This window comes from Betaproteobacteria bacterium (genome assembly GCA_016194905.1).
Lineage (GTDB): Bacteria > Pseudomonadota > Gammaproteobacteria > Burkholderiales > JACQAP01 > JACQAP01.
Window position 1 is genome coordinate 169,142 of the sequence record JACQAP010000021.1, and the last position, 24,400, is coordinate 193,541.

The following is a 24,400-nucleotide window of genomic DNA, read 5'->3' on the forward strand; positions in this document are numbered from 1 at the left end:
GTGCGCACGCAGCCCCTGCCTGGCGCAGGGATTGAGGGCGGGACGCTAGGAAATCGGGCTGTTTCCGACGCTGAGTCATTTGCCAGGGGTACGTGTTCGTGTTCGGGATATCGGAAACACTACGGATTTATCGGCAGACAGCCGGTCGTTCTTGAGAGGTTAAGCAGGGGAGCGGCTACCCGGTTCCGGTGTATCCGCGGACAGGCATAGACTGGGTGGCTGGTGATGGAGAGCCAGAGCCAAGTCGCTGCTGCGCGAAGAACCATGAACTATGGAAAGGCGTGATGCCTCAATCAGGCGCGATGGATGAAAATCGAATGCCGGCCATGCCGGCTTTTGTTTTGCGACCAGGAATTGAAAAGCGCTAGTGCGGAGGATTCCTTTCAATATTCAGTGAGCGTCCTCGACGGGTAATCGAGGGGGGTGGCAGGGTACTACTGAGGTGATGGTTTGCAATGTGGTCCAAGACGGTCTAGATTGAATCGCCATGCAGATTGCATTGACCCGAAAATATCAGGCGTCCGAAGTGACGCAAAATAAAGTGTCTTTTAGGAGTTCTGCTTTACGTTAGGCCGACCATGACTGAGAAAACGGAAGAAGAGAAGTTCTTGGAGGCCCACCAAAAGGAACGGGATGTTCTATTCTCAAACGAATCCTTCGTTATCGGCGTTCTTCAAGCAGTTTCTGGCGGCTCACTGTTTGCTGCCTTAGCGCAGTCAGAAACTCTCCTCAAGCTTGCGGGAAAGCTACCATTTCTTACCTTTCTCACATTGATGGGTATCAGTCTGATATCGGCCGTATTCGCCGCGTACTGGAAACATCAATACAAGATGTGGGACGTCAAAGCACGTGTGAGTGGGGCAGGCGGCAATTCAGCAGAGATGAAAATACGCTCGGAATCTTCCAGTACACATTTGGTCGCAATGCGCCAAGCTATGTTTGTTGCCGTGATTGTGTTCGTGTTTGGCCTAGGTAACCTTTTGTTTTTTGCGTGGGCTCGGGCCTTGTGTCCTGCTGTCTCAGCCTAACTTTGGGTCGAGCGGACCGTCCGCACGGTCCGCCCCTCACCAAGGTGTTATCCGTTCCATTACCGGTGCAATCACCATGCCGCTAAGCGATCCATCGATCAAGAAGCTGACGAATCTGATCAAGGACAGCTTTCGCGTTCGCCGGAACCAGCGCCCTCTATATGTTGACCTTGGTGGAAGCCTTGAGCGCATTGCTGCGGCCCAACACCAGGTAATTTTCGGCCGCCGTGGATCGGGGAAGTCCTGCCTCCTCGTGCACTACCTAAATACTACGGCGGACAGCCGTATCCTCCCGATCTACGTTCTCGCTGACGAGTTCAAGAAGCTCACCTATCCGGACATCCTGATCCGGCTACTCGTTGAAATACTTGAATCAATGCCAGTGCGCTGGGCTGTATTCAAAAAACTCCTTCGGAGACCAGCGCCGACTCGCGTCGCGGCCGAAGAACTTCGTAAGCTGTTGGACGTTGCCGACGAGTCAGAGGTAATAGAAGATCGGCAGCACCGCACAGCAGACACAGCCGGTGTCAACGTAAGCGCCCAAGGTGTGGGGCAGGCTGCGATTGGGTCCACAACAGATCAAGCTCAAACGCGCTCCTCCAGGTTCAAGGAGCGGAAAATCGACACCTTGGAAAGACATTTGAGAGACTACAAGAACGCCATCATCAGCGCCGTGAAGACATCAAGGGCAGAGAGAGGCTGTGTCCTGATTGACGATTTCTATCTCATTTCTAGAGAATGGCAGGCCGACGTTTTCGACTATATCCATCGGTTGTTGCGTGACAGCGACGTCTACCTCAAGGTTGCGACGATCCGCCACCGCACGACGCTGCTCCGGAACCGACCGCAGACAGTCGGCGTTGAGTTGGGCCAGGATGTAGAGGAGATCAATCTTGACCGAACCCTGGAGGACCTGGAGGCGACAGAACAGTACCTCCTTCAGATGCTCAGAACGATGGGCGAGCGCGTCGGAGTGACAGACCTCATGGCCTACTTTAACCCGGACGCGCTTCAGGCTCTAACGCTCGCCTCGGGTGGTGTTCCACGCGACTTCCTGAATATCTTCGTCAACGCCGTAGAAGTTGGAGTGCCAGAGGAGCGAGCAAAGTGGCTGACTCCCAGAAACATATACAAGGGAGCCGGCCGCTTGGCGTACCAGACCAAGCTCAAGAATCTGCGTGATGACGCAGGTTTAGACGCCGCGGGTCTTGACCGTGTTCTGGTTGATCTATTGACGTTTTGCCTCAAGGAGAAGCGCAAGACGGCATTCTTGATCTCGCAGGACGAGGCCCAGCAGCATCCTGGAGAACACCGTCTTATTCAGCAGTTGATGGACTTCAAGCTAATCCATGTCGTCGAACCCGACACCTCTGCGGCATCGGGTCGTAGCGGCCGCTATGAAGCGTACACGTTGGACTTTTCTTTGTTCATGGAACCACGACGGAGAAGCATCGAGATAATAGAGTTCTGGCGGAGAGGAGAAGATAGTCATCGCGTTGGCATCCGAGAAGCACCCGTCTATGGGCTGGATCGTGTTGCGCGCGTGTTTGAGGAGGCATCAACTGGTACGAGCCCCGAAGCCTTCTTGGACGAGCCCGACGTAGAGACAGGCGCCAAGGAGCAGCCCCAAGCTCGTAGTGCACGCGAACTGGAGCGAGGTGTTCAGGGGAACCTCTTTGATAGAGTGAACGGTCGGGGAGATCGGTAACAAAATAGTCTGAGGACATGGGTTACACTTTCGGGGTCGCAACCCGGCTGCCGCAGGATCGATCCGAATGTATCTGCCTTCCCACTTCGAAGAAACCCGCGCCGAAGTTTTGCACGAACTGATCCGCAGCCATCCGCTGGGTGCGCTGGTTACGTTCGGCTCCGATGGGCTGAACGCAAACCATGTTCCCTTTGAGATCGACCCCGCGCCCGCGCCGTTCGGTACATTGCGCGCTCACGTAGCGCGGGCGAATCCGGTGTGGCGCGAGTTCTCGAAGGAAGTCGAATCGCTGGTGATTTTTCAGGGGCCGCAAATCTACATCACGCCGTCCTGGTACCAGACCAAAAGGGAAACCGGGAAAGTGGTGCCGACTTTCAACTACATCGTGGTGCATGCCTACGGCGCCATGCGTGTCATCGAGGACGCCGACTGGTTGCGCAAGTTTGTCGGTGGATTGACCGCTCGTTTCGAGGCGGCCCGTGCACAGCCGTGGGCTATCAGCGATGCGCCGGAGGAATTCGTCGCCATGCAGTTGCGTGCAATCGTCGGGATCGAAATTGCCGTTACCCGGCTGGTCGGAAAATGGAAGACCAGCCAGAATCGGCCGGCGGCGGATCAACAAGGCGTCGTGGCGGGATTGCGCGAATCGGACGATGCGGTTGCGCAGGCGATGGCTGACGCGGTCGAACGCAACTGGAAGGCCTAGGGCGCGGGGTGGATTGGTTCACGGGGGGTGTTCGTGCTCGCCGTGTTCGGTTTCTGGATCTCGCACACGGGTTTCCGCTGACCGGATTCAACCACCTGCCTATGCAAATGAAAACGCCGGCGTCTGCCGGCGTTTTCATTTGAACGGGAAGGGGGATCAGCCTTGAGCCAGGCGGCGCGAAGCACCGGAGCCATAATTGGTGATGCCGCTCGTGCTGTAAAGCGAGGTGCGGGGGCCGCTGATCGCGTCGATCGCGCGATCGACATGCGCAAGGCGCTGGTTGACCAGAAATCCGTTTCCGGCGTTCAGTTCGGCAGCGCGCCGCGCCACGTCGAGCAGGTTGCTCCAGATTTCCTGTGCGTCGGGATCGGAGCCGAGAAGTTGCCGTATGCCCGCCGCGGTCCCCGATACACCGGCGACGCCGAGCAGGCGCGCACGCTGTTCGGCACAACGCGAAAGAATTTCCATGAGGGTGGTTTTTTCCGCGGCCAGCCCGGGGAGCGTGTCGGCCTTGCCTTCACCGAGCGCGCCGCGTTCCTGCTCGAGCAGCGTCACGAACGATTGCATCGTAACGAGTTCTTCCGCAACGGCCTTGGCGAAACTGCCAGCATTGGAGCCTGATCGCGCCGGGGTCTGCATCATGTCGGTTATCGCTTGTAAGCGACGATCAGGTCCCGGACGGTCTGCAGCAGACGGTCCGCCACGACGTCCGGATTGACCTTGAAACGGCCCTCCGAGATGGCCTGCTTGATCTCCGCTACGCGGGCCGCATCGACGACTTCGCCGCTGGATACTTGCGCGTCCAGTGCCTGCAACTGGGAGGACAGGCCGCTGAGTTCGACGCTGACGCCAGGCTCGGGCCTGGCCGAATCCGTCTTGCCGCTCTTGCCGGTGACACCTTCACCGGCGATGCTCCCCACGGACTTGAATGAATTATCGATCTTCATGGCAAATCTTCCTTGGTCTGAAGCTGGTTCGATAGTTTATCGGCATTTCCCCTGGGGACTTTAGGCCGCGAACCGCTATTTTATCCACCTGTCGGTCCTGTTATCGGCACCCGCCCACGAGTCCTTGAGCCCTATTTGACCACTTCGACGATCGGCCCGGGACGCACGATGCCGCTGACGACGGCGCCGGTGAGGGTTTTTACCTGAACGCGCTCACCTTCGGGGGCCTTGCCCAGAGAATGGCCTTCCGAACTGATCCTGAATCCGCGCCCATTCACGATCAGGGCGACCAATTGGCCCTGAACGATGGCCGGCGGTTCGTGCACCGCATCGCGGCGCAATGGCTGACCCGCCCGCACGCTGTTGGCGAGACGGCGGCCCATGGCTTGCGAGGCGTCGGTCAGTACACCGGCGGGTAGCTGCGTGAGGTCTCCCTGTTGCACCGAAAAATCGCCGGCGGCGATTTCCTGGCCGAGCGCGAGCGGCCGGGCGGCTATCAAATAACTGGCGGAGACTTTGACGCTGGCCGGCACGTAGATCGTCCAGGCGGAAGGAATTGCACAACGCACGCCGACGGTGGTTTGTCCCCACGCCCGGCTGCCCGCCGGGAAAAAAGTCTGCAACCGCGTGCATGCCGACAACGAAACTCGCGTGTCGATCTTTCCGACTTCGATGGTGACCTGGCCGGGCAGACCTTCGGTTTCCCGCTTCAGGAAACTTTCCGCTGCATTGTTGATCTGCGCGGGATCCTGACGCAACTCGGCTGCGTGCAGCGAGACCACCACTAGCATCGTCGTCAGCAATCCGGTTCGCTTCAACTCCATCTCCTTCGCGTGGCCCGCGTGACTCACCGGCAATTCTTGCCGTCGGATGCAATGATCCCCTGAAAGCGGTGTGCACCGTGTCCCGAATTGAGGGGCCTTTCCGCCTCTTTTCGCAAATTTGCCGTTGCAATGGACAGCCTAGCATGGGCTCCGTGAAAAAGCGGGTCAAGGCCCGCAGGAGCCGCACGGATGAACAAGCTCGACGAGTTGTTGAATTTCAATCACCAGGCGCTGAACCTGCGCTCGCAGCGCCAGCAGGTGCTGGCATCGAACATTGCGAATGCCGATACGCCGGGATACAAGGCGCGCGATTTCGATTTCAAGTCTGCGCTGGCCACGGCCGTGGCGCAGCCGGCGACGACGGAGGCTTCCGGCGGCGCGACACCAGCGCCCCAGCCCGAATTGTTGTATCGAAGCGTGATCCAGCCGTCCATCGACGGAAACACGGTGGACATGGACGTCGAGCGCGCCCAGTTCGCCGAGAACACGGTGCACTACGAAGCCAACATCACGATGTTGACGCATCAGATCCGCATGATGCTCGCGGCCATCCAGGGGTAGTCGATCATGACTTCATTGTTGAAGATATTCGACGTCGCCGCTTCGGCGATGACGGCGCAGTCACAGCGGCTGAACGTAGTGGCCAGCAACCTGGCCAACGCGGACAGCGCCTCCGGTCCCGACGGCAAGGCTTACAAGGCCAGGCAGGTCGTGTTCTCCACGCAGAACATGGGCAGCCCGGAAAACGCCGGGGTACGCGTCACCGGCGTGATCGAGGACCCCTCGCCGATGAAACGACTCTTCGAACCGAATCATCCAATGGCCGACGCCAGCGGATACGTGACCATGCCCAACGTCAATGTCGTCGAGGAAATGGTGAACATGATCTCGGCTTCGCGCGCGTACCAGAACAACGTCGAAGCCATGAACACCGCCAAGACACTGCTGGCGAAAACGCTGACCATCGGCCAGTAATCGCGGAGAAAAACATGACGACGATTGCAGAGCTGCAAAGCACACTGGGTGCATCGACGGCAAAGGCCTCGACGAGTTCCGCTGCCGATGCACAGGACCGCTTTCTCAAGCTGCTGGTGACGCAGATGCAGAACCAGGACCCGCTCAATCCGATGGACAATGCCCAGGTCACGACACAACTGGCGCAACTGAACACGGTGACCGGAATCGAGCAACTCAACAAGACGCTCGGGCAGATGGCCGCGTCCAGTGCTGCGCAGCAGTCGCTGCAGGCGGCGATGCTGGTCGGCCGTGAAGTGCTGGTGGCCGGCAATCAAATCAGTTTCAGCGGGCAGCCCGTGCGCTTCGGCGTAGACCTGCCGCAAGCCGTCGATGGCATGACGATCGATATCGCCGACAGCAAAGGCAATGTCGTGGAGAGTTTTCAGACCGGCGCACAACCGCAGGGCGCGACGACGTTGGAGTGGGATGGCCTGGATGCGTCCGGGACGGCGTTGCCCGCGGGCAAGTATGTCGTCTCGGCCAAGGCCAGTTCAGGCAGCGCGGCAGTGACCGCGACAACGCTTATCAGCGGAAAAGTGCAGTCGGTAGGCAGTGCCGCAGACGGCAGCATCCAGTTGCAGCTATCCGGCGCGGGCAATGTCGGCATCGCCGATATCAAACGATTCTTATAATTCGGCAAGGAGACAGTCATGGCATTTCAGCAGGGTCTGAGCGGTCTGAACGCGGCGTCCAAGGGATTGGACGTCATCGGCAACAACATCGCCAACTCGAACACGGTCGGCTTCAAGTCCTCGCAGGCGCAGTTCGCGGATGTGTACGCCAATTCGCTGCTGGGCGGGGGCAATGCGGTCGGCATCGGCACCCAGGTTGCCACGATTGCGCAGCAGTTTTCGCAGGGCAATGTCTCCTCAACGAGCAATCCGCTGGATGTCGCCATCAACGGCAACGGTTTTTTCCGCATGAGCGACAACGGCGCAATCACCTTCAGCCGCAACGGCCAGTTCCAGCTCGACAAGGCGGGCTTCATCGTCAACGCCCAGGGCCTGTCGCTGACCGGATATCCGGTGGATGCGAATGGCCTGATCGTGCCGTCTTCGCCGACTCCACTGCAAATCCCGACCGGAGACATTGCACCGCAGGTTACTACCACCATGGACGCCACGCTGAACCTGGACGCGCGTCTGGCGCAACCAGTCACCGCGACCTTCGATCCGGCGGATCCGACCAGCTACAACAATTCGACGTCCCTGACGCTGTACGACACTTTGGGCAATCCGCATCTGCTGTCGATGTTCTTCGTCAAGACTGCAACGCCCAATCAATGGAATACGTTTGCCACAGTGGACGGGACGCCGGCTGCGAACGTGGATCTCGGCGGTGGAGCCGGCGTGGCGACGCCGCTCGATTTCAGCACCGGCGGCGTCCTGACAACCGCGATGCCGATTACGGCGACCATCGATCTGGCTGCCGTCGCGACCGACCTCGGGCTGGTCAATGGCGCGACCACGCCGCTGACGTTCACGATGGATTTCCGCGGCACCTCGCAATTCGGCTCCAGCTTCGGCGTCAGCTCGCTGGCACAGAACGGCTATACCTCCGGTCGGTTGGCCGGACTCGCGGTCGGCCAGGACGGCATCATCCAGGGCCGTTACAGCAACGGCCAGTCGCGCAACATCGGCCAGATCGTACTGGCGAACTTCAACAATCCTCAAGGGCTGAAGCCGCTGGGTAACAACCAGTGGGCGGAAGCATCGGATTCGGGTCCGGCGGCGGTCGGCGCGCCGAGCACCGGTTCGCTGGGACTGTTGCAGGCCTCCTCGGTCGAAGAATCCAATGTCGACCTGACCGCCGAACTCGTCAACATGATCACGATGCAGCGCGCCTACCAGGCCAATGCGCAGACGATCAAGACGCAGGATTCAATATTGCAGACGCTCGTCAATCTCCGCTAACGCGGAGATTGAGGGACGAGGGACTGGAGAACAGGGACTAGGGGCTAGGGACTAGAGGGACCTACACCCTTCACTTATTCATTCCTTCACTGTTCACCGTTCACTCTTCACTGATTTCACATGGATCGACTCATCTACACGGCAATGACCGGCGCCAAGCACCTGCTCGATCAGCAGGCGGTGGTGGCGCACAACCTGGCCAATGCCAACACCACGGGGTTCCGCGCCGAGTTGAGCGCGTTTCGTGTCGTCCCCGTGATTGGAGACGGGTTGAACACGCGTGCCTTCGTAGTGGACTCGACAGTTGGTGCGGATCTGGCGCCGGGCGTGCTACAGCAGACTGGTCGCCCGCTCGACATCGCGGTTCAGGGTGGGGGATTCATTGCGGTGCAGACCGCGGATGGCGGCGAGGCCTATACGCGAGCCGGTGATCTCCAGGTCAGCGTAAATGGACAACTGCAGACCCGCAATGGCAATGCGGTGCTCGGGGATGGGGGGCCGATCGCGATCCCGCCTGACTCGACGCTGACGATCGCATCCGATGGCACGATCTCCATGGTGCCGACGATCGGCGTACCCAATGCGGTGGCCACCGTCGGCCGGATCAAACTGGTCAATCCCTCCGAAAGCGAAATCGTGCGTGGCGGCGACGGCTTGTTCCGCATGAAGAGCGGGAACCCCGCCGAACCCGATGCCAGCGTTGCGCTGGCGCCCGGCGTCCTGGAAGGAAGCAACGTCAACGTGGTCGAGGCCATGGTCAGCCTGATCGAGAACGCCCGCCAGTTCGACATGCAGATGAAGATGCTGCAGAACGCGGAGAGCAATGCCTCGCAGGCCATGACGGTTCTGACGGCAAGATGACATCCGGTTCGAGATTCAAGGTACGAGGGTCGAGTTGGATGAATGGCTCGGTCCGCAGTCCTCGCAATCCGGCCCTTTCACTAGGATCAACACCATGATTCGCTCGTTGTGGATTTCGAAGACCGGACTGGAAGCGCAGCAGACCCAGATGGATGTGATCGCCCATAACCTGGCGAACGTCAGCACCAACGGGTTCAAGCGCCAGCGTGCGGTGTTCGAGGATCTGCTGTACCAGACGCTGCGCCAGCCCGGCGCGCAGTCCTCGCAGCAGACCGAGGTGCCATCGGGGATGCAGATCGGTACCGGCGTGCAGCCCATCGCAACCGAGCGCGTCTTCACGCAGGGCAATATTCAGCAGACCGGCAATGCCCTCGATGTGGCGATCCAGGGTGACGGCTTCTTCCAGGTATTGCTGCCGGACGGCACGACGGCGTATACGCGCGATGGCGCATTCCAGTTGAACAGTCAGGGCCAACTGGTTACATCCAGCGGGTACCAGGTCCAGCCTGCGATCACCATGCCGGCGAACGTCATCTCTGTAACCATCGCCAAGGACGGCATCGTTTCCGTTACGCAGGCCGGGTCCAGCACGCCGACGCAAATCGGACAGATGCAGCTTGCGACCTTCATCAATACCGGGGGATTGCAGTCGCGCGGTGAGAACCTTTACCTGGAAACGGCGGCGTCCGGCGCCCCGCAGCCGAACGCGCCGGGCTCGAATGGCGCCGGCCTTCTGAACCAGTCCTACGTCGAGACTTCGAACGTCAACGTCGTCGAGGAACTGGTGAACATGATCCAGACCCAGCGCGCTTACGAAATCAACTCGAAATCGATCCAGACCTCCGACCAGATGCTGGCGAGACTGACGCAATTGTAAAGGCGGGACTCAGGACTCGGGACTCAGGACTGAGTGATTTGTGCCGTGGTCGGCTTTTACTGAGTCCTCAGTCCTTGTCACAAGGGATACGAACCATGCGCTTGTACCGAATTATCTTGATTGCATCGGCGACATTAATGCCCGCCTGTGCCGTCAATCAGCCGCCCATCGTGCACCAGCCGATGACGGCGCGGCCGCTGCCGGACGCGGGGGCGCGCGCGCAGCCGGCGGGTTCGATCTATCAACAGGCCAACTTCCGCCCGCTGTTCGAAGACAGGCGCGCGCGCTTCGTCGGCGACACGCTGACCATCTTCATCACGGAAAAGACCGCCGCGAACAAGAAGTCCGGTGCCGGCGCGGAGCGCACGAGCGCAGTCTCCGCGTCGGTGCCCACCGTACAGGGATTGCCCGGCAAAACGTTCCAGGGACTGGGGCTCGATGCCAGTTCTTCGAACAAGTTCGACGGCAAAGGCCAGGCCGCGGCAAGCAACGATTTCACCGGCACGGTGACCGTGACCGTCATCGAGGTGCTGCCGAACGGCAATTTGCTGGTCAGCGGCGAAAAGCAGATCGCAATGAGCCAGGGCTCCGAATTCATCCGCTTCTCCGGGGTGGTCAATCCGGTGACAGTCAGTGCCAGCAACAGCGTCATTTCCACCCAGGTGGCCGATGCGCGCATCGAATACCGCGCCAACGGCTACATCGACGAGGCGCAAACGATGGGATGGCTTGCGAGATTCTTCAACAACGTACTGCCATTTTGAAAATGCAAATGAAAGATCCCGAAAAACTAAAAGCCGCCGCGTGGTTTCTTGTGCTGATTAGCGCCTTGTGTTTCGGGCCGCTGGCGCGATCCGCGCACGCGGATCGCCTCAAGGAAATGGCGAGAGTGCAGGGCGTGCGCGATAACCAGTTGATCGGTTACGGGCTCGTGGTCGGCCTTGACGGCAGCGGCGACCAGACCACCCAGACCCCGTTCACCACGCAGAGCCTGCAGGCGATGTTGTCGCAACTCGGCGTGCAGTTGCCGCCCGGCACCAGCCTGCAACTCAAGAATGTGGCCGCGGTGATGGTAACGGCAACGTTGCCGGCATTCACCCGGTCCGGACAGACCATCGATCTGACCGTGTCATCGCTCGGTAATGCGAAGAGTCTGCGCGGCGGCACATTGCTGATGACGCCCCTGAAAGGCGCCGATGGCCAGGTGTACGCCATCGCGCAAGGCAACGTTCTGGTTGGCGGGGTGGGCGCAGCGGCCAACGGCAGCAAGGTGCAGGTCAACCATCTGGCCGTAGGCCGTGTTCCGAGTGGCGCGACGGTCGAGCGCGAGGTTGCCACGACCATCGGCCGCGGTGAATACATTTATCTCGAGTCGAATACCACGGATTTCAATACGTCCCGCCAGATTGCGGAAGTGATCAACGCCTTTGTCGGACCGGAGCTGGCCTCCGCCGTCGATGGCAGGGTGGTGCGCGTGCGTGCACCGGTCGAGCAGGACAAGCGCGTGGAATTCCTGGCCCGCCTGGAAAACCTGGAGATCGTACCGGCCAAGAGCGCGGCGAAGGTCATCGTCAATGCCCGCACCGGTTCGGTCGTGATGAACCAGACGGTGACCATCGAGCCCTGCGCCGTCGCGCACGGCAACCTGTCGGTGATCATCAGCACGGAACCGGTCATCAGCCAGCCGAACGTTCTTTCGCTGCGCGGCGACACCGTGCAGGCGCAACGCTCCAACATCGAGATCCGCGAAGACAAGGGCGGCCTCGTCACCATGCCGGCCGGCGTATCGCTTGCCGAAGTGGTTAAGGCGCTCAATTCGATCGGCGCCACACCGCAGGATCTGCTCGCCATTCTGCAGGCCATGAAGTCCGCGGGCGTGCTGCGCGCCGATCTCGAGATCATCTGATCGGGTCCAGATGGCAATCGGCAATGATCCCGCTGCAATCGCGCTGGCTGGCGGCACCCAGGGCGTAGATGCCCTGCGCCTGAAGGCCAGGACCGACCCGAAGGGCGCGGTAAAGGAAACGGCGCGCCAGTTCGAGGCGCTGTTGATGAACGTCATGCTCAAGAGCATGCGCGAGACGGTTGCCCAGGACGGCCTGTTCGACAGCGAGCAGACCCGGCTCTACACTTCGATGCTCGACCAGCAACTGTCGCAGTCCATGGCCAAGCGCGGAATCGGCATCACCGAGGTTCTGGCGCGCCAGTTGACGCCTGCCGCGCAGGCGGCGGCGACGGATGCGGCGGCGCCGACGGCGAAACCCGGCGTCTCACCGTCGAGTCTGCAAGGCACGCCGCCGTCCTTAGCGCCCGCGCAAAATCCTGCGAGCACGTCACAGGATGCGAAAAGCCAGGCGCGGATGTTCATCGAACGCCTTGCACCCGACGCAGAGGCGGTGAGCCGCGACACGGGCATTCCCGTGCGCTTCCTGCTCGGACATGCCGCGCTGGAATCCGGCTGGGGTCGCGCCGAAATTCGGGCGGCCGACGGCACGCCGAGCCACAACCTGTTCGGCATCAAGGCCGGCGCCGGCTGGCCGGGCCGTACCGTCGAGGTGCAGACCACGGAATACGCAGGTGGCGTGGCACAAAAGAAGGTCGAAACTTTCCGCGCTTACGACTCTTACCGGGACTCATTGCGCGATTACGCGAATCTACTGGCGACCAGTCCGCGCTATGCCGAGGTGCTGAAGAACACGAACGACGCCCGTGCCTATGCGCGCGAGTTGCAGGACGCCGGATATGCCACCGATCCGCGTTATGCGGACAAGCTCGCCGGCGTCATCGACGGCAAATTTCTGCGCCTTGTCTAAGCTGGCATGACGTCAAGTTCGCTCGCGGCCTGCCGTTAACAACGCAGGATCAGGGAAGGAAAGCCTTTGGCAACCAATATCTTCGGCATCGGCGTTACCGGCCTGCAGGCGGCCCAGGCCGGTCTGATCACGGCCGGCCACAATATTTCCAATGCCAACACGCCTGGCTATACACGCCAACAGGTCGATTTTTCCAATGCGACCCCGTTGGCAACCGGCAGCGGTTTTTTCGGCAACGGTGTCGATGTCGTCACTGTGAAGCGGTTGTACAGCCAGTTCCTTTCCAACGAAGTTCTGACCGCATCCACGCAATCGAACTCGCTCGACAGCTATTATTCGCAGATTCAGCAGCTCGACAACCTGCTCGCAGACCCGTCAGCCGGATTGTCACCCGCCTTGCAAGATTTCTTCACCGCGGTGCAAGGCGTGGCAACGACGCCGAATGTGGCTTCTTCCCGTCAGGCACTGCTCTCGTCGGCGGAAGCGTTGAGATCGAGATTCCAGGTCATCGACCAGCGGTTGACCGACTTGCGCGACGGCGTTAATTCGGACGTTGGTGCAATGGCACAGGAAATCAGCAATTTCGCCACGCAGATCGCCGACCTGAACCAGCGCATCATCGTGGCTCGCAGCGCCACCGGCGGGCAGCCACCCAACGATTTGCTCGACCAGCGGGATCGGCTGGTGGCGGATCTCAACCAGGACATTCGCGCCACCGTCGTGGTCCAGGACGACGGCGCCTACGATGTTTTCGTCGGCAGCGGACAGCCGCTGGTTGCCGGCACGCTGGCCTACTCGCTGGCCACGTTGCGCGATCCGCTCGATCCCACCAAGCTCACGGTCGGCTACCGAACGGCCTCTGGAGTCGTGCAACTGCCGGAAGCGACGCTCAACGGCGGCAAGCTCGGTGGGCTGCTGGCTTTCCGCAGCGAAGCGCTCGATCCCGCACAGAATGCGCTGGGCCGTGTGGCGATAACGCTGGCCCAGACTTTCAATGCCCAGCATGAGCTGGGACAGGACTTGAACGGACAACTCGGCACGGCCCTGTTCTCGATCGGCACGCCGCAGGTCAATTCCAACCTCAACAACACCGGCAACGCCGTGATCGCGGCCGCGTTCGATTCGACCAACGTCGGCGGACTGACGGCCAGCGATTACCGGCTGAACTACGACGGGGCCAATTTCACCCTGACGCGGCTGGCCGACAACACAACCCAGACCTTCGCCACGTTCCCGCAGAACGTGGACGGCTTCACGCTGACGCTCGCTTCAGGGGCGGCCGCGGCCGGCGACTCTTTCCTGATTCGCCCGACGGTGGCGGGCGCATCGACGCTGGGCGTTGCCATCACCGATCCGTCGAAGATCGCGGCGGCAGCGCCGGTGCGCACCGCGCAAGGCGCGGCGAATACCGGCACGGGAAAAATCAACGCCGGGACGGTCAATTCGGTCGGTGCGAACCTGCAGCAGCCGGTGACCATCACGTTCACCAGTGCAACCACGTTCGACGTGAGCGGCACTGGTACGGGTAATCCCACCGGTCTGACCTATACCGCGGGACAGAACATCGCTTTCAACGGCTGGACCGTACAGATCAGCGGCGCACCGGCGACGGGCGATACGTTCAGCGTTGGCCCGAACACCGGCGGCAGCGGCGACAATCGCAACGCGCTTGCGCTCGCGAGCCTGCAGACCACGAAGATCCTGGACGGCGGCACCGCGTCGTATCAGGGAGCCTATGCGTCTCTGGTCAGCCAGGTCGGTACGCAGACGCGGCAACTGCAGGTCACCAGTGCGGCGCAAGCCGCCGTACTCGAACAGGCGCAGACCGCGCAGCAGTCTTATTCCGGCGTGAACCTCGACGAAGAAGCCGCCAACCTGATTCGCTTCCAACAGGCCTATCAGGCCTCCGGCAAGGTATTGCAGATCGCGTCGACGCTGTTCGACACGCTGCTCCAGCTCGGCAGCCACTGAGAGAGATCGTCATGCGCATCAGCTCCAACACCATCTACGATCTCGGCGTCAGCGCAATGAACCGGCAGCAGACGCAATTGCTGAAGACCCAGCAGCAGATCTCGGCCAATCGACGCGTTCTCACGCCGTCGGACGATCCGATCGCTTCCTCGCGTGCGCTCGAAATTACACAGGCCGACTCGATAAACACGCAATACGGCGCGAATGCGCAAACGGCGTCAGGCCGCCTTTCGCTGACCGAGCAGGCGCTCGGTCGCGTGACGGATTTGCTGCAATCGATCAGGCAGAACGCAATCACGGCCGGCAATGGCAGTTTCACCGCGTCGGACCGCGAATCCGTGGCGCAGGACGTCCAGGCGATGTACGACGAACTCCTGACGGTCGCCAATACCACGGACGGTGAAAGCAATTATCTGTTTTCCGGATTCCAGACGGACCTGCAGCCATTTTCGCCGACTGCCGCCGGTGTGCAGTATCTGGGCGACGACGGGCAACGGCTGGTGCAGGTTGCGAGCGGCCGGCAGGTGGCCGTCAGCGAATCCGGTGCCGATGTATTCACGCGCATACGCCGTGGAAACGGGACATTCGCGGTGTCAGCCCCGGCGGCCAATACCGGCAACGCAACCTACAGCAAGGGTACGGTCACCGACGCCGCCGCGCTCACCGGGGACCAGTATCAGATCGTGTTCAGCGTGACCGGCACGACCACGACCTACGACGTTCTCGACGTAACCGCCGGCACCACGGTGGCCGCCGCACAGCCCTATACCAGCGGCGCATCGATCGCCTTCGACGGCATGAGCCTGGAGGTCAGCGGCACGCCGGCCGCGGGCGATTTGGTGCAGATCGATCCCAGTACCAATCAGGATATTTTCAAGACGGTATCGGATCTTGTCGCTGCACTGAGGGCGCCCGCCGGAGACCCGGCCGCGCAGGCTCGGCTGCAGAACTCGCTTACCGATGCGGTGACCAACCTCGACCAGGACCTCAACAACGTCAGTTCGGTGCGTGCGGGCGTCGGCACGCGCATGCGCGAAACCGACGATCATCAGAACAGCAGCGAAGATCTGTCATTGCAATACAAGCAGGTCCTGTCGAAACTGCAGGATCTGGATTATGCAAAAGCGGTCAGCGATCTGGTCCAGCAGCAGACCAACCTCCAGGCGGCACAGAAGACTTTCCTGCAGACGGCGCAACTGTCGATATTCAACTACCTCTGAGGAGCGGGTCTGGGGAAACCCTTTCGGCTCATCACTTCTGAAGTATTTCCAGTGCCGCAGATGCGCCGGAGGTCAGCAGTTTCTCCATCGGCACCGTCAGGTAGGGCAGCACCAGCGCCAGCATGAAAAATCCCAGCAGCAACGTGATCGGAAACCCGACTGCGAAAATATTGAGTTGAGGTGCGGTGCGCGTCAGCACGCCTAATGCGAGGTTGGTAATGAGCAGCGCCGCGACGACCGGCAATGCCAGTGTCAGCCCGGCTGCGAACATTTGACCGCCCCAGGACACCAGACTGAACGCAGCATGTGCGCCGAACAGATCGGTGCCGATCGGCAGCATGGCAAAACTTTGTGCGAGCGTGGAGATCATCAGCAGGTGCCCATTCAGCGCCAGGAAGAACAGCACCGCCAGCAGGCTCATGAGCTCTGCAATTACGGGCGCGTTGTTTCCGTGCTGCGGATCGAAGAATGTCGCGAATCCCAGGCCCATCTGCAATCCGATCAGTTCGCCCGCCGTATCGACTGCCGCGAACGCGATACGCATCGCCAGACCCATCGCCGTGCCAATGACGATCTGCTGGATCAACACCAGCAGGCCTTCGTATGAGGATGGCGATACGTCGGGAATGGGGCCGGCGAGCGGCGCGATCACGAGCGTCAGAGCCAATCCGAGACCGAGCCGAATGCGCCGCGGTACACCGCGATTGCCAAACACCGGCGCCGTCGAGACCAGCGCGAGGATCCGCGCCATCGGGAATGCGAAGGAGGCGAGAAAGGCGGCTAGTTGGGTGGAAGTGAGGGAGAGCATGATGGGATAGGGGCTAGGGATCAGGGGCTAGGGGCTGGAAGAAAAGCGCTGACAAATTATGTTAAGGCAGTAAAGGCCTGAAGACGTGTTCCCCTAGCACCTAGTCCCTCACCCCTAGCCCCTAGCCCCTGTCTTTCAGCCAATCATGAACGGCAGGTTCTCCAGCAGCCGCCGCATGTAGTCCACCATCATCGTGATCATCCACGGGCCGGCAAGGACCAGCATGACAAGGATCGCGATGAGCTTGGGAATGAACGACAAGGTCATTTCATTGATCTGTGTGGCCGCCTGAAACACGCTGACCAGAAGGCCGACGGCGAGCGCGGAAAGGAGCAGCGGCGCCGATACCAGCAGCGTCAATTCGAGCGCGTGGCGGCCGATGGTCATTACGGATTCCGGTGTCACGGCGAGAAGCTCCTGACCAGGGAGCCGATCAGCAGATTCCAGCCGTCCGCCAGCACGAATAGCATGATCTTGAAGGGCAGCGAAATCATGACCGGAGAGAGCATCATCATGCCCATCGACATCAGCACGCTCGAGACCACCATGTCGATGATCAGGAAGGGGATGAAAATCAGGAAGCCGATCTGGAAGGCCGTCTTCAGCTCCGAGGTCACGAAGGCCGGGATCAGTGCTTTCATCGGCACCTGATCGGGCGTAGCGGCTTCGCTATCGGCCAGCTTCATGAACAAGCCGAGGTCGGCCTCGCGGGTCTGCTTCAGCATGAACTGCCGCAGCGGCACGCCAGCACGATCCATGGCCTGCGTCGCGTTGATCTTGTTCTGCGAGAACGGCTGGTAGGCGTCCCTGTAGATCGAGTCGAGCGTCGGTGCCATCACGAAGAAATTCAGGAACAGCGCCAGACCGACCAGTACCTGGTTGGGTGGCGCGGTCGGCGTGCCGATGGCCTGGCGCAGCAACGACAGCACGATGATGATGCGGGTGAAGCCAGTCATCATCAGCAATAGCGCCGGCAGGAAAGTCAGCGCGGTCAGGAACAACAACGACTGGATCGGCAGGGAGTAGGTCTGGCTTCCGCCGGGTCCCGGCGCGCTGGTGAACGCCGGCAGGCCGGCCTGTTGCGCGAGCCCCGGCAGCGCCGGCACAAGCAGCATCAAGGCGACAAGCCAGCGCACACTCTTAGCCATGGTTGCGGCGCTCGAGAGTCTGTTTCAGCCAGACGGCGAAACCGTTCGGCGCGCCAGGCGCCCGTGCCACTTGATAATTGTCCGGCCGCGGCATGCTGTGAATCTGGGAAACCCGGCCCGGTGCGACGCCGACGACCAGCCAGGTGTCATTGACTTCGAGCAGCAGCACACGCTCGCGATTGCCGACCGCAGTGCCGGCCACGATGCGCAGCGCGCTGCTGCCAGGGGCAACGTTCGGATTGAATCGGCGTATGGCCCACGCGGCAACGAACACCATGCCAAGCACCACAGCCAGGCCGAGCAGCACCTGCAGCACGCTGCCCGCGCCGACCGGCGCGGCCATCGCGTCAGCCGCGAACGCTGCACATGGCATCAATAGCGTCCAGGCCACGGCCCGGACGGCATGGAAGGGCAGAGCACGCATCATCGGTTCAACTGGCGCATGCGCTCGGAAGGCGTGACGATGTCGGTCAGGCGGATGCCGAACTTGTCGTTGACCACCACGACTTCGCCTTGTGCGATCAGGCAGCCGTTGACCAGAACGTCCATCGGTTCTCCAGCCAGTCCGTCGAGCTCGACCACCGAACCTTGAGCGAGCTGCAGGAGGTTTTTGATGGTGATCTTGGTGCGCCCGAGTTCCACGGTGAGCTGCACCGGAATGTTGAGAATCAGATCGATGTCGTTCTTGGCGTCGACCGTTCCGCTCGGTGCGAGTTTCTGGAACACGGGCGCGGCGGAAGATTCGACCGCACTCTGTTCCGCAAGGGCAGCGGCCCAATCGTCGTTCTTCGGTTCTGCAGTAGTGGTTTCGGGCATTGCTGCCTCCGTTGGTTTGGATTGAAAAGGCCTGCGGTCTTTGTCGCGACGTTCCTGGTCAGGCATCGTCCGGACCCGAGAAGCTGTCGTTCATGCTGTGGTTGATCATTCGCAGCACGCGCAGCGCGTACTGCCCGTTGAACACGCCGTAATTGCATTCCATGACCGGGACACCATCGACCTCCGCGGTCAGCTCGGCCGGAATGTCCAGCGGAATCACGTCGCCGACCTTGAGGCCGCTGACCTGGTTCAGCGTGAGCCTCGCGCTGCCGAGATTGGCGACCAGCTCCACTTCGGCTGATTGGACCTGGCGCGACAACAGGCGCACCCAGCGCTTGTCGGCCTCCATGTGGTCGCCTTGCAGGCTCGAATAGAGAATGTCGCGAATCGGTTCGATCATCGCGTAGGGCATGCACAGGTGGAAATCGCCGCTTACCGCTCCGAGCTCGATGGTAAATGTTGTGGTGATCACGACTTCGTTCGGCGTGGCGATGTTCGCGAATTGCGTATGCATCTCCGAGCGCATGTGCTCGAATTTCACCTGGTAAATCGGACTCCAGGATTTTTCGTAAGTCTCGAACACCACTTTCAGCAGTTTCTGGATGATGCGGTGCTCGGTCTGCGTGAATTCGCGGCCTTCGACCCGCGTGTGGAAGCGGCCGTCGCCGCCGAACAGATTGTCGACCACCAGAAACACGAGGTTGGGATCGAAGATGAACAGGGCGGTGCCGCGCAGCGGCTTGGCCTGGACCATGTTCAGGTTCGTCGGCACGACCAGGTTGCGGATGAATTCGCTGTATTTCTGCACCCGCACCGGACCGACGGAAATCTCCGCGCTGCGGCGGATGAAGTTGAACAGGCCGACTCGCATCAACCGCGCGAAACGTTCGTTGATGATCTCGAGCGTGGGCATGCGCCCGCGCACGATGCGTTCCTGAGTGGCGAGGTTGTAAGGCCGGATTCCCTGGCCGTCGTCCGGCTTGTCGGCCCCGGCGTCCTGCTCGCCGGTCACGCCCTTCAGCAGCGCGTCGACTTCATTCTGGGTCAGGAATTCCTTGGTCATGCGCGCGTGTCTTGCCTTACTGGATGACGAAGGATGTGAAGAGCACGCTCTTCACCTTGTAGTCTTCGGGCGACTGCGGTTCTTCGGCTGCAGCCTCGGTTTCTTCGGCGGGCGCTTCCTTTGCCGCTTCGCCGGCTTTATCGCCCTCGGCCGCTTCCTTCTTGATCCTGGGTTGTTCCACAGGTTTGACGGCATCGGGGTCGACAACCGCGGTAATTTCCACGCGCACGGACTCTGCAAGTCTGGCCTTGCCTTCCGGAGTCAACAGCTCCTGCGATGTCTTGGTCGAGAGAAGCATGAGCACACAGTTGCGCACTTCCGGCATGTGCTGCTTGACCTGGTCGACCACTTCCGGCCCGGCAAGGCGTAGCGTCATGTCGGTCTGCAGGAATTGATCGTTGCTCTGCGGCGCCTGCGCGCGCAGGTTGACGACGAAGGGCTCGAGCGGAAGGAACACCGGTGGGGCATCCTTCTTCGCGTGCTTGACTTCCTTGATCGGCGTGGCCTGCGCTTCGCCCTCCGCGGAATGCTTGCCCTTGAGCATGTACCAGGCGCCGCCACCGCCGCCGCCCATAAGCAGGACACTCGCCAGGACGATGATCAGTTTTTTCTTGCCGCCCGGTTTCCTGGCCGTGGGTTCGGCGACTTCCTCTTTGGCGGCTTCGATTTTTGGGCTTTTTGCCATGACACGCCCTCAGTGTGGGATGCAGCCATTATTCAGGCCGGGGGTCTCGATCCATCGCTGGAATAGAGCGGCAAAAAATACCTAATTCGAGGGGCAGGGGCTAGGGGTGAGGGACTAGGGGCTAGGGAAGTGCGAAAGGAATCTCGAGCAACGCCGGAGAAGATTGACAGAAGACAAATCCGAATCGAAATTCTTGCCCTAGCCCCTAGCCCCTAGCCTGTCGCGTCGCCCGCAGCGCTACGCGAACGTATCCACCAGACCGCTGCCTCGACGCAGAGGACTGCCGAGGCGTGGCTGGATCGGAGGTTCCGGTGTCTGGCCGGCGCGTGCGTCCGATCGCGTGCTGCCGTGGGACGGCCGGCCGGAATCGCCCGATCCATCGGTGTTGCCCGCAGTTCGGGCATCGACCGTGGTGTTGCCCAGCGCGATGCCGTTCTCCAGCAGCATTTCCCGCAATCGCGGCAGCGCGGATTCGATCGCCTCGCGGGTGGCGGCGTGTGCGGCGCTGAATTGCACCGACGCGGACGCTTGCGCACCCTGGTCGCCGGTCAGCACGAGTGTGACCTCGATCGGCCCGAGATCCGGGGGATTCAGGCGGATTTCGGCAGATTGCACATTGTTCTTGGCCATCCATACAACGCGGCTGGAAAAGCCATCATCCCAGGTGGGCGAGCCAAACGGCTGGGCCAGTTGTTCCACGTGCGCCACAACGCTCGCAGTGTTCGCCGATTGCGATGGCGCCACCGCGTGACCCGGCGTGCTGCCCACCGTCGGCAGCTGGAAGGCGGGTTCCTGCCGGCGCTCCGAGAGTTCGGCCTTGAGAACTGGAACGGCTACGGGTTCGTGCGCGGCAGTTTTTGCGACCGTCACAGCGGACCCGGCGTCCGCGTCATGTCGGGCATCGGTTGCGCGCAGCGAGTTGGCCGTGTTTTGCATGTCGGCCTGCGGCATGCTCTTGCCGCCATCGCTGCGCACGCGGGCGGAAATTGCGCTGTCGCGAGCGATGACCGGCAATGTGGTGGAGTCGGTCGCCTTGGCCGGCGCGGTCGAGTCGACCGGTGCGAGTGAAGCGGGCATCGGTTGGAGGGCGATCTGTGCAGCGGTCAGTTGTTGCGGATGGAGATCGGCCTTACCGGCGGCGATGGCGTCGAGCAGCGCGGTGGGATCGCACGCGGGCGTGTCGCCACTGGCATTTTTTGTGATTTCGACCGGTTCGCATGCTTGTTCCGGACTCGTTGTGCGTCCGATCCCGGCGCCGAGAAGTCCGGCGAAATCGAGGTCGCCGGCGTCGGCATCCCCGGGATCTGCTGTCGCTGCGGGACCACCCGCAGAGTGGGTCGGGGAAGCCGTCCGTGCCGGATTCGCGATCATGAGTGTGTTCATGAAGTTTTTGCCTGTCGTTTTATCAGGAGGGTGTCTGGCGGCGTTGATGGCTGGCCGCGCTGCGTTCGTCCTGGTCGCGCTGTTCGCTCCTGGATTCGCGCTGCGCTTCGTCGCGCTGGTGACGTTCGTAGAGCACGTCGAAAGACTTCAGCTTGATGCGCGCCAGTTGCCATTCGTGCAGACCCGCCTGGCACTGGATACTGCATTTCGCCAGCATTTCCTTCTGCTGCGCGATGGCCTGGTCGAGCTTGCTTAAGAATTCGTGATAGTTGCGCCATTGTTCGTTACCGATGCCCGACTGGCTGGACCGCTCGAATCGAGACTGGTAGTCCTGTCGGCAGGTCTCCAGCATCTGCAGGGTTTCCGCGGCGGCGCGCTCCTTGGCGCGCAGTTCCGCAAGCGCGGCGGCGGCGGTATCCGCCTGCTTGCGCGTGAGATCCATCACGACTTCGAGTGGAAAACGCTTGGACATGTCGGCTCCTTTTTTCATTGACTCTTGCCGTCTGCGGCGGCGTTGTTGAACAGGCCATGGAGCTGCGTGATCGCGGTCGCAAGCGGCTCGCGGCTGCTCATGTCCTGGCGCAGGAATGCCTCCATGCGCGGCATCATCTCGATGGCCTGATCGAGCTGCGGGTCGCTGCCGGCCAGGTAAGCACCGACGTTGATCAGGTCCCGGCTGCGCTGATGGCGCGAGTAAAGCGATTTCAAGCGGCGACCATTTTCGAGTTGAGATTCGTCGACCAGCGAAGTCATCGCGCGGCTGATCGATGCTTCGACGTCGATGGCGGGGTAGTGTCCGGACTCGGCAAGTTGCCGTGAAAGCACGATGTGTCCGTCGAGAATGGCGCGCGCCGCCTCTCCGATCGGATCCGCCGGGTCGTCGCCTTCGGTCAGCACGGTATAGAACGCAGTGATCGATCCGCCGCCCGTGGTGCCGTTGCCGGCTCTTTCCACCAGCGCCGGCAGCTTGGCGAACACCGATGGCGGATAGCCTTTGGTCGCGGGAGGCTCGCCGATTGCCAGTGCGATCTCACGCTGGGCCATGGCGACACGCGTCAGCGAATCCATGATCAGCAGCACGTTCTTGCCCTGGTCGCGGAAGTATTCGGCCACCGCAGTGGCGTAAGCCGCGCCCTGCAATCTCATCAGCGGCGAAGTGTCTGCCGGCGTTGCGACGACCACCGAGCGCGCCATGCCCTCCGGGCCGAGAATCTTTTCGATGAATTCCTTTACTTCGCGGCCGCGCTCGCCGATCAGACCGACCACCGTCACGTCGGCGGTGGTGTAGCGGGCCATCATGCCGAGCAGGACGCTTTTGCCCACCCCGGAGCCTGCGAACAATCCCATGCGCTGTCCGCGGCCGACTGTCAGCAGGGCATTGATCGCGCGCACGCCGACGTCGAGCGGCGTTTCGATCGGCGCTCGCTCCAGCGGATTGAACGGCCGGCTGTACAGCGGCTGCATCTGGCTGGTGTTCGGTGCTGGCAGGCGGTCGAGCGGTTTGCCGGCGCCATCGAGCACGCGCCCGAGAAGTTCCACACCGACCGGAACATGCTTGCCGCGATCGGCAGCGCGCCGGCGTGGCATTTCCTTGTCGCCTATGCGCAGTGTCGCGACCGGGGCTTCCTGGGGCACGACGCGCGCACCCGGCGTCAGCCCATAAACATCCTGCGACGGCATCAGGAAGAGGCGGTCGCCGGAAAAACCCACGACTTCGGCTTCGACCGAATTGCCGTTCGGCAGCAGCAGTGTGCAAGTGCTCCCCACAGCGAGTTTGAGACCGACCGCTTCCATGACCAGTCCGGCGGCGCGCGTGAGATAGCCGCTCGGGGCCAGCGGCTGGCTCGAGTCGATGCGCGTACGGCAATCGGCGAGGAAACCGGTGAGGCGCTGGGTGCGTCCAGCGGGTGCGGGTTTGGCCTGGGCGTTCATGCCTCGCCTTTATCCTCGCCATTTCCCAGCCAGCCGCCTTCGCGGCCGAGCGTGCCGACAATGCGGCGCCAGCGCGCGTCCAGCGTCGCATCGACCTCACCGTGCGAAGTGCACACCACGCAACCGCCGCGTGTGATTGCGGCATCCTCGACGATGGTCCAGCCGGAAACTACTGTGAGTGACTCTCCCGCGAGTTCGCGCGCGAGCGCGACGTCCTGGGGATGCAGGCGCAGGCACCGCTCTTCACCGAGAACCGGCAAGCTGCGTATTGCTTCCTGGATGACGGGCAGTATCAGTTCCGGTCTGACTTCGAGTGCGCCTCGCAGCATCTGGCGCGCGACGTCGAGGGCGACATCGAGCACTTGTTGCGCGAGCCGCTGATCGAGTTCGGCGGTCTCCGAAGAAAAAGCCCTGGCCAGGGCGGCGAGGCGCTCTGCTTCCGAGCCGGCCCGTTGCCTGCCTTCGTTCAACCCGGTCTGATAGCCATCGAGACGCGCTTGCTGATGGATCTTCTCGACCTGCGCCGCGGTCGTCAGCGCTACCGGACCACGCTTGCCCGGGACATCGAAGCTGTTAAGTTCCCAGCGTTCGTAAGCGGAGAGCTGCTCTTTCGGAATGAGGTTCGGTGCGGCCATGAAGTCAGTGACTGGTGACTAGTTGTTGATGACTGGAAAAGGCAG

General features: G+C 61.4%; 28 protein-coding genes. 14 read left to right on the top strand and 14 right to left on the bottom strand.

Annotated elements, in window-relative coordinates:
• Positions 1 to 578: 578 nt before the first annotated feature.
• The 3 genes from HY067_14885 to HY067_14895 all read left to right on the top strand — a co-directional run bounded on the left by HY067_14885 (position 579) and on the right by HY067_14895 (position 3,442).
• Complete coding sequence (locus HY067_14885; GenBank protein ID MBI3529240.1) at positions 579 to 1,028, top strand: hypothetical protein; 450 nt, start codon at positions 579 to 581, stop codon at positions 1,026 to 1,028.
• Positions 1,029 to 1,104: 76 nt separating this feature from the next.
• Positions 1,105 to 2,736 (top strand): hypothetical protein, encoded by a 1,632-nt coding sequence (locus HY067_14890; GenBank protein ID MBI3529241.1) that lies wholly within the window; start codon positions 1,105 to 1,107, stop codon positions 2,734 to 2,736.
• A gap of 67 nt (positions 2,737 to 2,803) precedes the next feature.
• Complete coding sequence (locus HY067_14895) at positions 2,804 to 3,442, top strand: FMN-binding negative transcriptional regulator (protein MBI3529242.1); 639 nt, start codon at positions 2,804 to 2,806, stop codon at positions 3,440 to 3,442.
• A gap of 156 nt (positions 3,443 to 3,598) precedes the next feature.
• Here HY067_14895 and HY067_14900 read toward each other — a convergent pair whose 3' ends face one another.
• The 3 genes from HY067_14900 to flgA all read right to left on the bottom strand — a co-directional run bounded on the left by HY067_14900 (position 3,599) and on the right by flgA (position 5,213).
• On the bottom strand, positions 3,599 to 4,084 hold the full coding sequence (locus HY067_14900) for a flagellar protein FlgN (GenBank protein ID MBI3529243.1): 486 nt from the start codon (positions 4,082 to 4,084) through the stop codon (positions 3,599 to 3,601).
• Positions 4,085 to 4,089: 5 nt separating this feature from the next.
• Positions 4,090 to 4,389 (bottom strand): flagellar biosynthesis anti-sigma factor FlgM, encoded by a 300-nt coding sequence (flgM, locus tag HY067_14905; GenBank protein MBI3529244.1) that lies wholly within the window; start codon positions 4,387 to 4,389, stop codon positions 4,090 to 4,092.
• Positions 4,390 to 4,520: 131 nt separating this feature from the next.
• Positions 4,521 to 5,213 (bottom strand): flagellar basal body P-ring formation protein FlgA, encoded by a 693-nt coding sequence (flgA, locus tag HY067_14910; GenBank protein MBI3529245.1) that lies wholly within the window; start codon positions 5,211 to 5,213, stop codon positions 4,521 to 4,523.
• Positions 5,214 to 5,402: 189 nt separating this feature from the next.
• Between flgA and flgB the strand changes: the two genes are divergently transcribed.
• From flgB to flgL, 11 genes are all read left to right on the top strand, one after another.
• Positions 5,403 to 5,774, top strand: coding sequence for a flagellar basal body rod protein FlgB (gene flgB / locus HY067_14915; protein MBI3529246.1), 372 nt, complete (start codon positions 5,403 to 5,405; stop codon positions 5,772 to 5,774).
• Positions 5,775 to 5,780: 6 nt separating this feature from the next.
• Positions 5,781 to 6,188 carry a flagellar basal body rod protein FlgC gene (gene flgC, locus HY067_14920; protein ID MBI3529247.1) on the top strand — a complete coding sequence of 136 codons (408 nt, stop codon included), beginning with the start codon at positions 5,781 to 5,783 and terminating at the stop codon, positions 6,186 to 6,188.
• 14 nt (positions 6,189 to 6,202) lie between these two features.
• Positions 6,203 to 6,862: a flagellar hook assembly protein FlgD gene (locus HY067_14925; GenBank protein ID MBI3529248.1), complete on the top strand. Its 660-nt coding sequence runs from the start codon at positions 6,203 to 6,205 to the stop codon at positions 6,860 to 6,862.
• Positions 6,863 to 6,880: 18 nt separating this feature from the next.
• Positions 6,881 to 8,143: a flagellar hook protein FlgE gene (gene flgE, locus HY067_14930; protein ID MBI3529249.1), complete on the top strand. Its 1,263-nt coding sequence runs from the start codon at positions 6,881 to 6,883 to the stop codon at positions 8,141 to 8,143.
• Positions 8,144 to 8,263: 120 nt separating this feature from the next.
• Positions 8,264 to 9,004: a flagellar basal-body rod protein FlgF gene (gene flgF, locus HY067_14935; GenBank protein MBI3529250.1), complete on the top strand. Its 741-nt coding sequence runs from the start codon at positions 8,264 to 8,266 to the stop codon at positions 9,002 to 9,004.
• Between the two features lie 94 nt (positions 9,005 to 9,098).
• Positions 9,099 to 9,881 carry a flagellar basal-body rod protein FlgG gene (gene flgG, locus HY067_14940; protein MBI3529251.1) on the top strand — a complete coding sequence of 261 codons (783 nt, stop codon included), beginning with the start codon at positions 9,099 to 9,101 and terminating at the stop codon, positions 9,879 to 9,881.
• Positions 9,882 to 10,063: 182 nt separating this feature from the next.
• Positions 10,064 to 10,645 carry a flagellar basal body L-ring protein FlgH gene (locus HY067_14945; GenBank protein ID MBI3529252.1) on the top strand — a complete coding sequence of 194 codons (582 nt, stop codon included), beginning with the start codon at positions 10,064 to 10,066 and terminating at the stop codon, positions 10,643 to 10,645.
• A gap of 8 nt (positions 10,646 to 10,653) precedes the next feature.
• Positions 10,654 to 11,787, top strand: a complete 1,134-nt coding sequence (locus tag HY067_14950) for a flagellar basal body P-ring protein FlgI (GenBank protein MBI3529253.1) — start codon at positions 10,654 to 10,656, stop codon at positions 11,785 to 11,787.
• A 10-nt stretch (positions 11,788 to 11,797) separates the two neighbouring features.
• Positions 11,798 to 12,694, top strand: a complete 897-nt coding sequence (flgJ, locus tag HY067_14955) for a flagellar assembly peptidoglycan hydrolase FlgJ (protein MBI3529254.1) — start codon at positions 11,798 to 11,800, stop codon at positions 12,692 to 12,694.
• 66 nt (positions 12,695 to 12,760) lie between these two features.
• Complete coding sequence (gene flgK / locus HY067_14960) at positions 12,761 to 14,665, top strand: flagellar hook-associated protein FlgK (GenBank protein MBI3529255.1); 1,905 nt, start codon at positions 12,761 to 12,763, stop codon at positions 14,663 to 14,665.
• 11 nt (positions 14,666 to 14,676) lie between these two features.
• Positions 14,677 to 15,885 carry a flagellar hook-associated protein FlgL gene (flgL, locus tag HY067_14965; protein MBI3529256.1) on the top strand — a complete coding sequence of 403 codons (1,209 nt, stop codon included), beginning with the start codon at positions 14,677 to 14,679 and terminating at the stop codon, positions 15,883 to 15,885.
• A 31-nt stretch (positions 15,886 to 15,916) separates the two neighbouring features.
• Here the strand turns inward: flgL and fliR are convergent, their stop codons facing one another.
• The 11 genes from fliR to HY067_15020 form a co-directional block, all read right to left on the bottom strand.
• Positions 15,917 to 16,693: a flagellar biosynthetic protein FliR gene (gene fliR / locus HY067_14970; GenBank protein ID MBI3529257.1), complete on the bottom strand. Its 777-nt coding sequence runs from the start codon at positions 16,691 to 16,693 to the stop codon at positions 15,917 to 15,919.
• Between the two features lie 135 nt (positions 16,694 to 16,828).
• Entirely contained in the window at positions 16,829 to 17,098 is a 270-nt protein-coding gene (gene fliQ / locus HY067_14975; protein ID MBI3529258.1) for a flagellar biosynthesis protein FliQ, read from the bottom strand.
• Positions 17,095 to 17,841, bottom strand: a complete 747-nt coding sequence (fliP, locus tag HY067_14980) for a flagellar type III secretion system pore protein FliP (protein ID MBI3529259.1) — start codon at positions 17,839 to 17,841, stop codon at positions 17,095 to 17,097. The genes fliQ and fliP overlap by 4 nt, the downstream gene beginning before the upstream one ends.
• Entirely contained in the window at positions 17,834 to 18,265 is a 432-nt protein-coding gene (fliO, locus tag HY067_14985; protein MBI3529260.1) for a flagellar biosynthetic protein FliO, read from the bottom strand. The genes fliP and fliO overlap by 8 nt, the downstream gene beginning before the upstream one ends.
• The gene (gene fliN / locus HY067_14990; protein MBI3529261.1) at positions 18,265 to 18,657 is read right to left on the bottom strand and encodes a flagellar motor switch protein FliN; all 393 of its coding nucleotides are present in this window, start codon (positions 18,655 to 18,657) and stop codon (positions 18,265 to 18,267) included. The genes fliO and fliN overlap by 1 nt, the downstream gene beginning before the upstream one ends.
• A gap of 58 nt (positions 18,658 to 18,715) precedes the next feature.
• Positions 18,716 to 19,720 carry a flagellar motor switch protein FliM gene (fliM, locus tag HY067_14995; protein ID MBI3529262.1) on the bottom strand — a complete coding sequence of 335 codons (1,005 nt, stop codon included), beginning with the start codon at positions 19,718 to 19,720 and terminating at the stop codon, positions 18,716 to 18,718.
• 16 nt (positions 19,721 to 19,736) lie between these two features.
• Complete coding sequence (locus HY067_15000; protein ID MBI3529263.1) at positions 19,737 to 20,405, bottom strand: flagellar basal body-associated FliL family protein; 669 nt, start codon at positions 20,403 to 20,405, stop codon at positions 19,737 to 19,739.
• Between the two features lie 237 nt (positions 20,406 to 20,642).
• Positions 20,643 to 21,788: a flagellar hook-length control protein FliK gene (locus HY067_15005; protein ID MBI3529264.1), complete on the bottom strand. Its 1,146-nt coding sequence runs from the start codon at positions 21,786 to 21,788 to the stop codon at positions 20,643 to 20,645.
• Positions 21,789 to 21,810: 22 nt separating this feature from the next.
• The gene (gene fliJ, locus HY067_15010) at positions 21,811 to 22,260 is read right to left on the bottom strand and encodes a flagellar export protein FliJ (protein MBI3529265.1); all 450 of its coding nucleotides are present in this window, start codon (positions 22,258 to 22,260) and stop codon (positions 21,811 to 21,813) included.
• Positions 22,261 to 22,274: 14 nt separating this feature from the next.
• Positions 22,275 to 23,720 (bottom strand): flagellar protein export ATPase FliI, encoded by a 1,446-nt coding sequence (gene fliI, locus HY067_15015; GenBank protein ID MBI3529266.1) that lies wholly within the window; start codon positions 23,718 to 23,720, stop codon positions 22,275 to 22,277.
• Positions 23,717 to 24,355, bottom strand: coding sequence for a flagellar assembly protein FliH (locus HY067_15020; protein ID MBI3529267.1), 639 nt, complete (start codon positions 24,353 to 24,355; stop codon positions 23,717 to 23,719). The genes fliI and HY067_15020 overlap by 4 nt, the downstream gene beginning before the upstream one ends.
• Positions 24,356 to 24,400: the final 45 nt, after the last annotated feature.

Bases quoted from the DNA above. Each gene is read 5' to 3' on its own strand.
- HY067_15005 (MBI3529264.1), bottom strand. From the start codon at position 21,788: ATGAACACACTCATGATCGCGAATCCGGCACGGACGGCTTCCCCGACC.
- HY067_14950 (MBI3529253.1), top strand. From the start codon at position 10,654: ATGAAAGATCCCGAAAAACTAAAAGCCGCCGCGTGGTTTCTTGTGCTG.
- HY067_15000 (MBI3529263.1), bottom strand. From the start codon at position 20,405: ATGGCAAAAAGCCCAAAAATCGAAGCCGCCAAAGAGGAAGTCGCCGAA.
- fliR (MBI3529257.1), bottom strand. From the start codon at position 16,693: ATGCTCTCCCTCACTTCCACCCAACTAGCCGCCTTTCTCGCCTCCTTC.
- HY067_15020 (MBI3529267.1), bottom strand. From the start codon at position 24,355: ATGGCCGCACCGAACCTCATTCCGAAAGAGCAGCTCTCCGCTTACGAA.
- flgF (MBI3529250.1), top strand. From the start codon at position 8,264: ATGGATCGACTCATCTACACGGCAATGACCGGCGCCAAGCACCTGCTC.
- fliO (MBI3529260.1), bottom strand. From the start codon at position 18,265: ATGCGTGCTCTGCCCTTCCATGCCGTCCGGGCCGTGGCCTGGACGCTA.
- flgC (MBI3529247.1), top strand. From the start codon at position 5,781: ATGACTTCATTGTTGAAGATATTCGACGTCGCCGCTTCGGCGATGACG.
- fliM (MBI3529262.1), bottom strand. From the start codon at position 19,720: ATGACCAAGGAATTCCTGACCCAGAATGAAGTCGACGCGCTGCTGAAG.
- HY067_14925 (MBI3529248.1), top strand. From the start codon at position 6,203: ATGACGACGATTGCAGAGCTGCAAAGCACACTGGGTGCATCGACGGCA.
- flgG (MBI3529251.1), top strand. From the start codon at position 9,099: ATGATTCGCTCGTTGTGGATTTCGAAGACCGGACTGGAAGCGCAGCAG.
- flgA (MBI3529245.1), bottom strand. From the start codon at position 5,213: ATGGAGTTGAAGCGAACCGGATTGCTGACGACGATGCTAGTGGTGGTC.
- flgJ (MBI3529254.1), top strand. From the start codon at position 11,798: ATGGCAATCGGCAATGATCCCGCTGCAATCGCGCTGGCTGGCGGCACC.
- HY067_14900 (MBI3529243.1), bottom strand. From the start codon at position 4,084: ATGATGCAGACCCCGGCGCGATCAGGCTCCAATGCTGGCAGTTTCGCC.
- HY067_14890 (MBI3529241.1), top strand. From the start codon at position 1,105: ATGCCGCTAAGCGATCCATCGATCAAGAAGCTGACGAATCTGATCAAG.
- HY067_14945 (MBI3529252.1), top strand. From the start codon at position 10,064: ATGACGGCGCGGCCGCTGCCGGACGCGGGGGCGCGCGCGCAGCCGGCG.
- fliP (MBI3529259.1), bottom strand. From the start codon at position 17,841: ATGGCTAAGAGTGTGCGCTGGCTTGTCGCCTTGATGCTGCTTGTGCCG.
- flgE (MBI3529249.1), top strand. From the start codon at position 6,881: ATGGCATTTCAGCAGGGTCTGAGCGGTCTGAACGCGGCGTCCAAGGGA.
- flgM (MBI3529244.1), bottom strand. From the start codon at position 4,389: ATGAAGATCGATAATTCATTCAAGTCCGTGGGGAGCATCGCCGGTGAA.
- HY067_14885 (MBI3529240.1), top strand. From the start codon at position 579: ATGACTGAGAAAACGGAAGAAGAGAAGTTCTTGGAGGCCCACCAAAAG.
- flgB (MBI3529246.1), top strand. From the start codon at position 5,403: ATGAACAAGCTCGACGAGTTGTTGAATTTCAATCACCAGGCGCTGAAC.
- fliI (MBI3529266.1), bottom strand. From the start codon at position 23,720: ATGAACGCCCAGGCCAAACCCGCACCCGCTGGACGCACCCAGCGCCTC.
- HY067_14895 (MBI3529242.1), top strand. From the start codon at position 2,804: ATGTATCTGCCTTCCCACTTCGAAGAAACCCGCGCCGAAGTTTTGCAC.
- flgL (MBI3529256.1), top strand. From the start codon at position 14,677: ATGCGCATCAGCTCCAACACCATCTACGATCTCGGCGTCAGCGCAATG.
- fliN (MBI3529261.1), bottom strand. From the start codon at position 18,657: ATGCCCGAAACCACTACTGCAGAACCGAAGAACGACGATTGGGCCGCT.
- fliJ (MBI3529265.1), bottom strand. From the start codon at position 22,260: ATGTCCAAGCGTTTTCCACTCGAAGTCGTGATGGATCTCACGCGCAAG.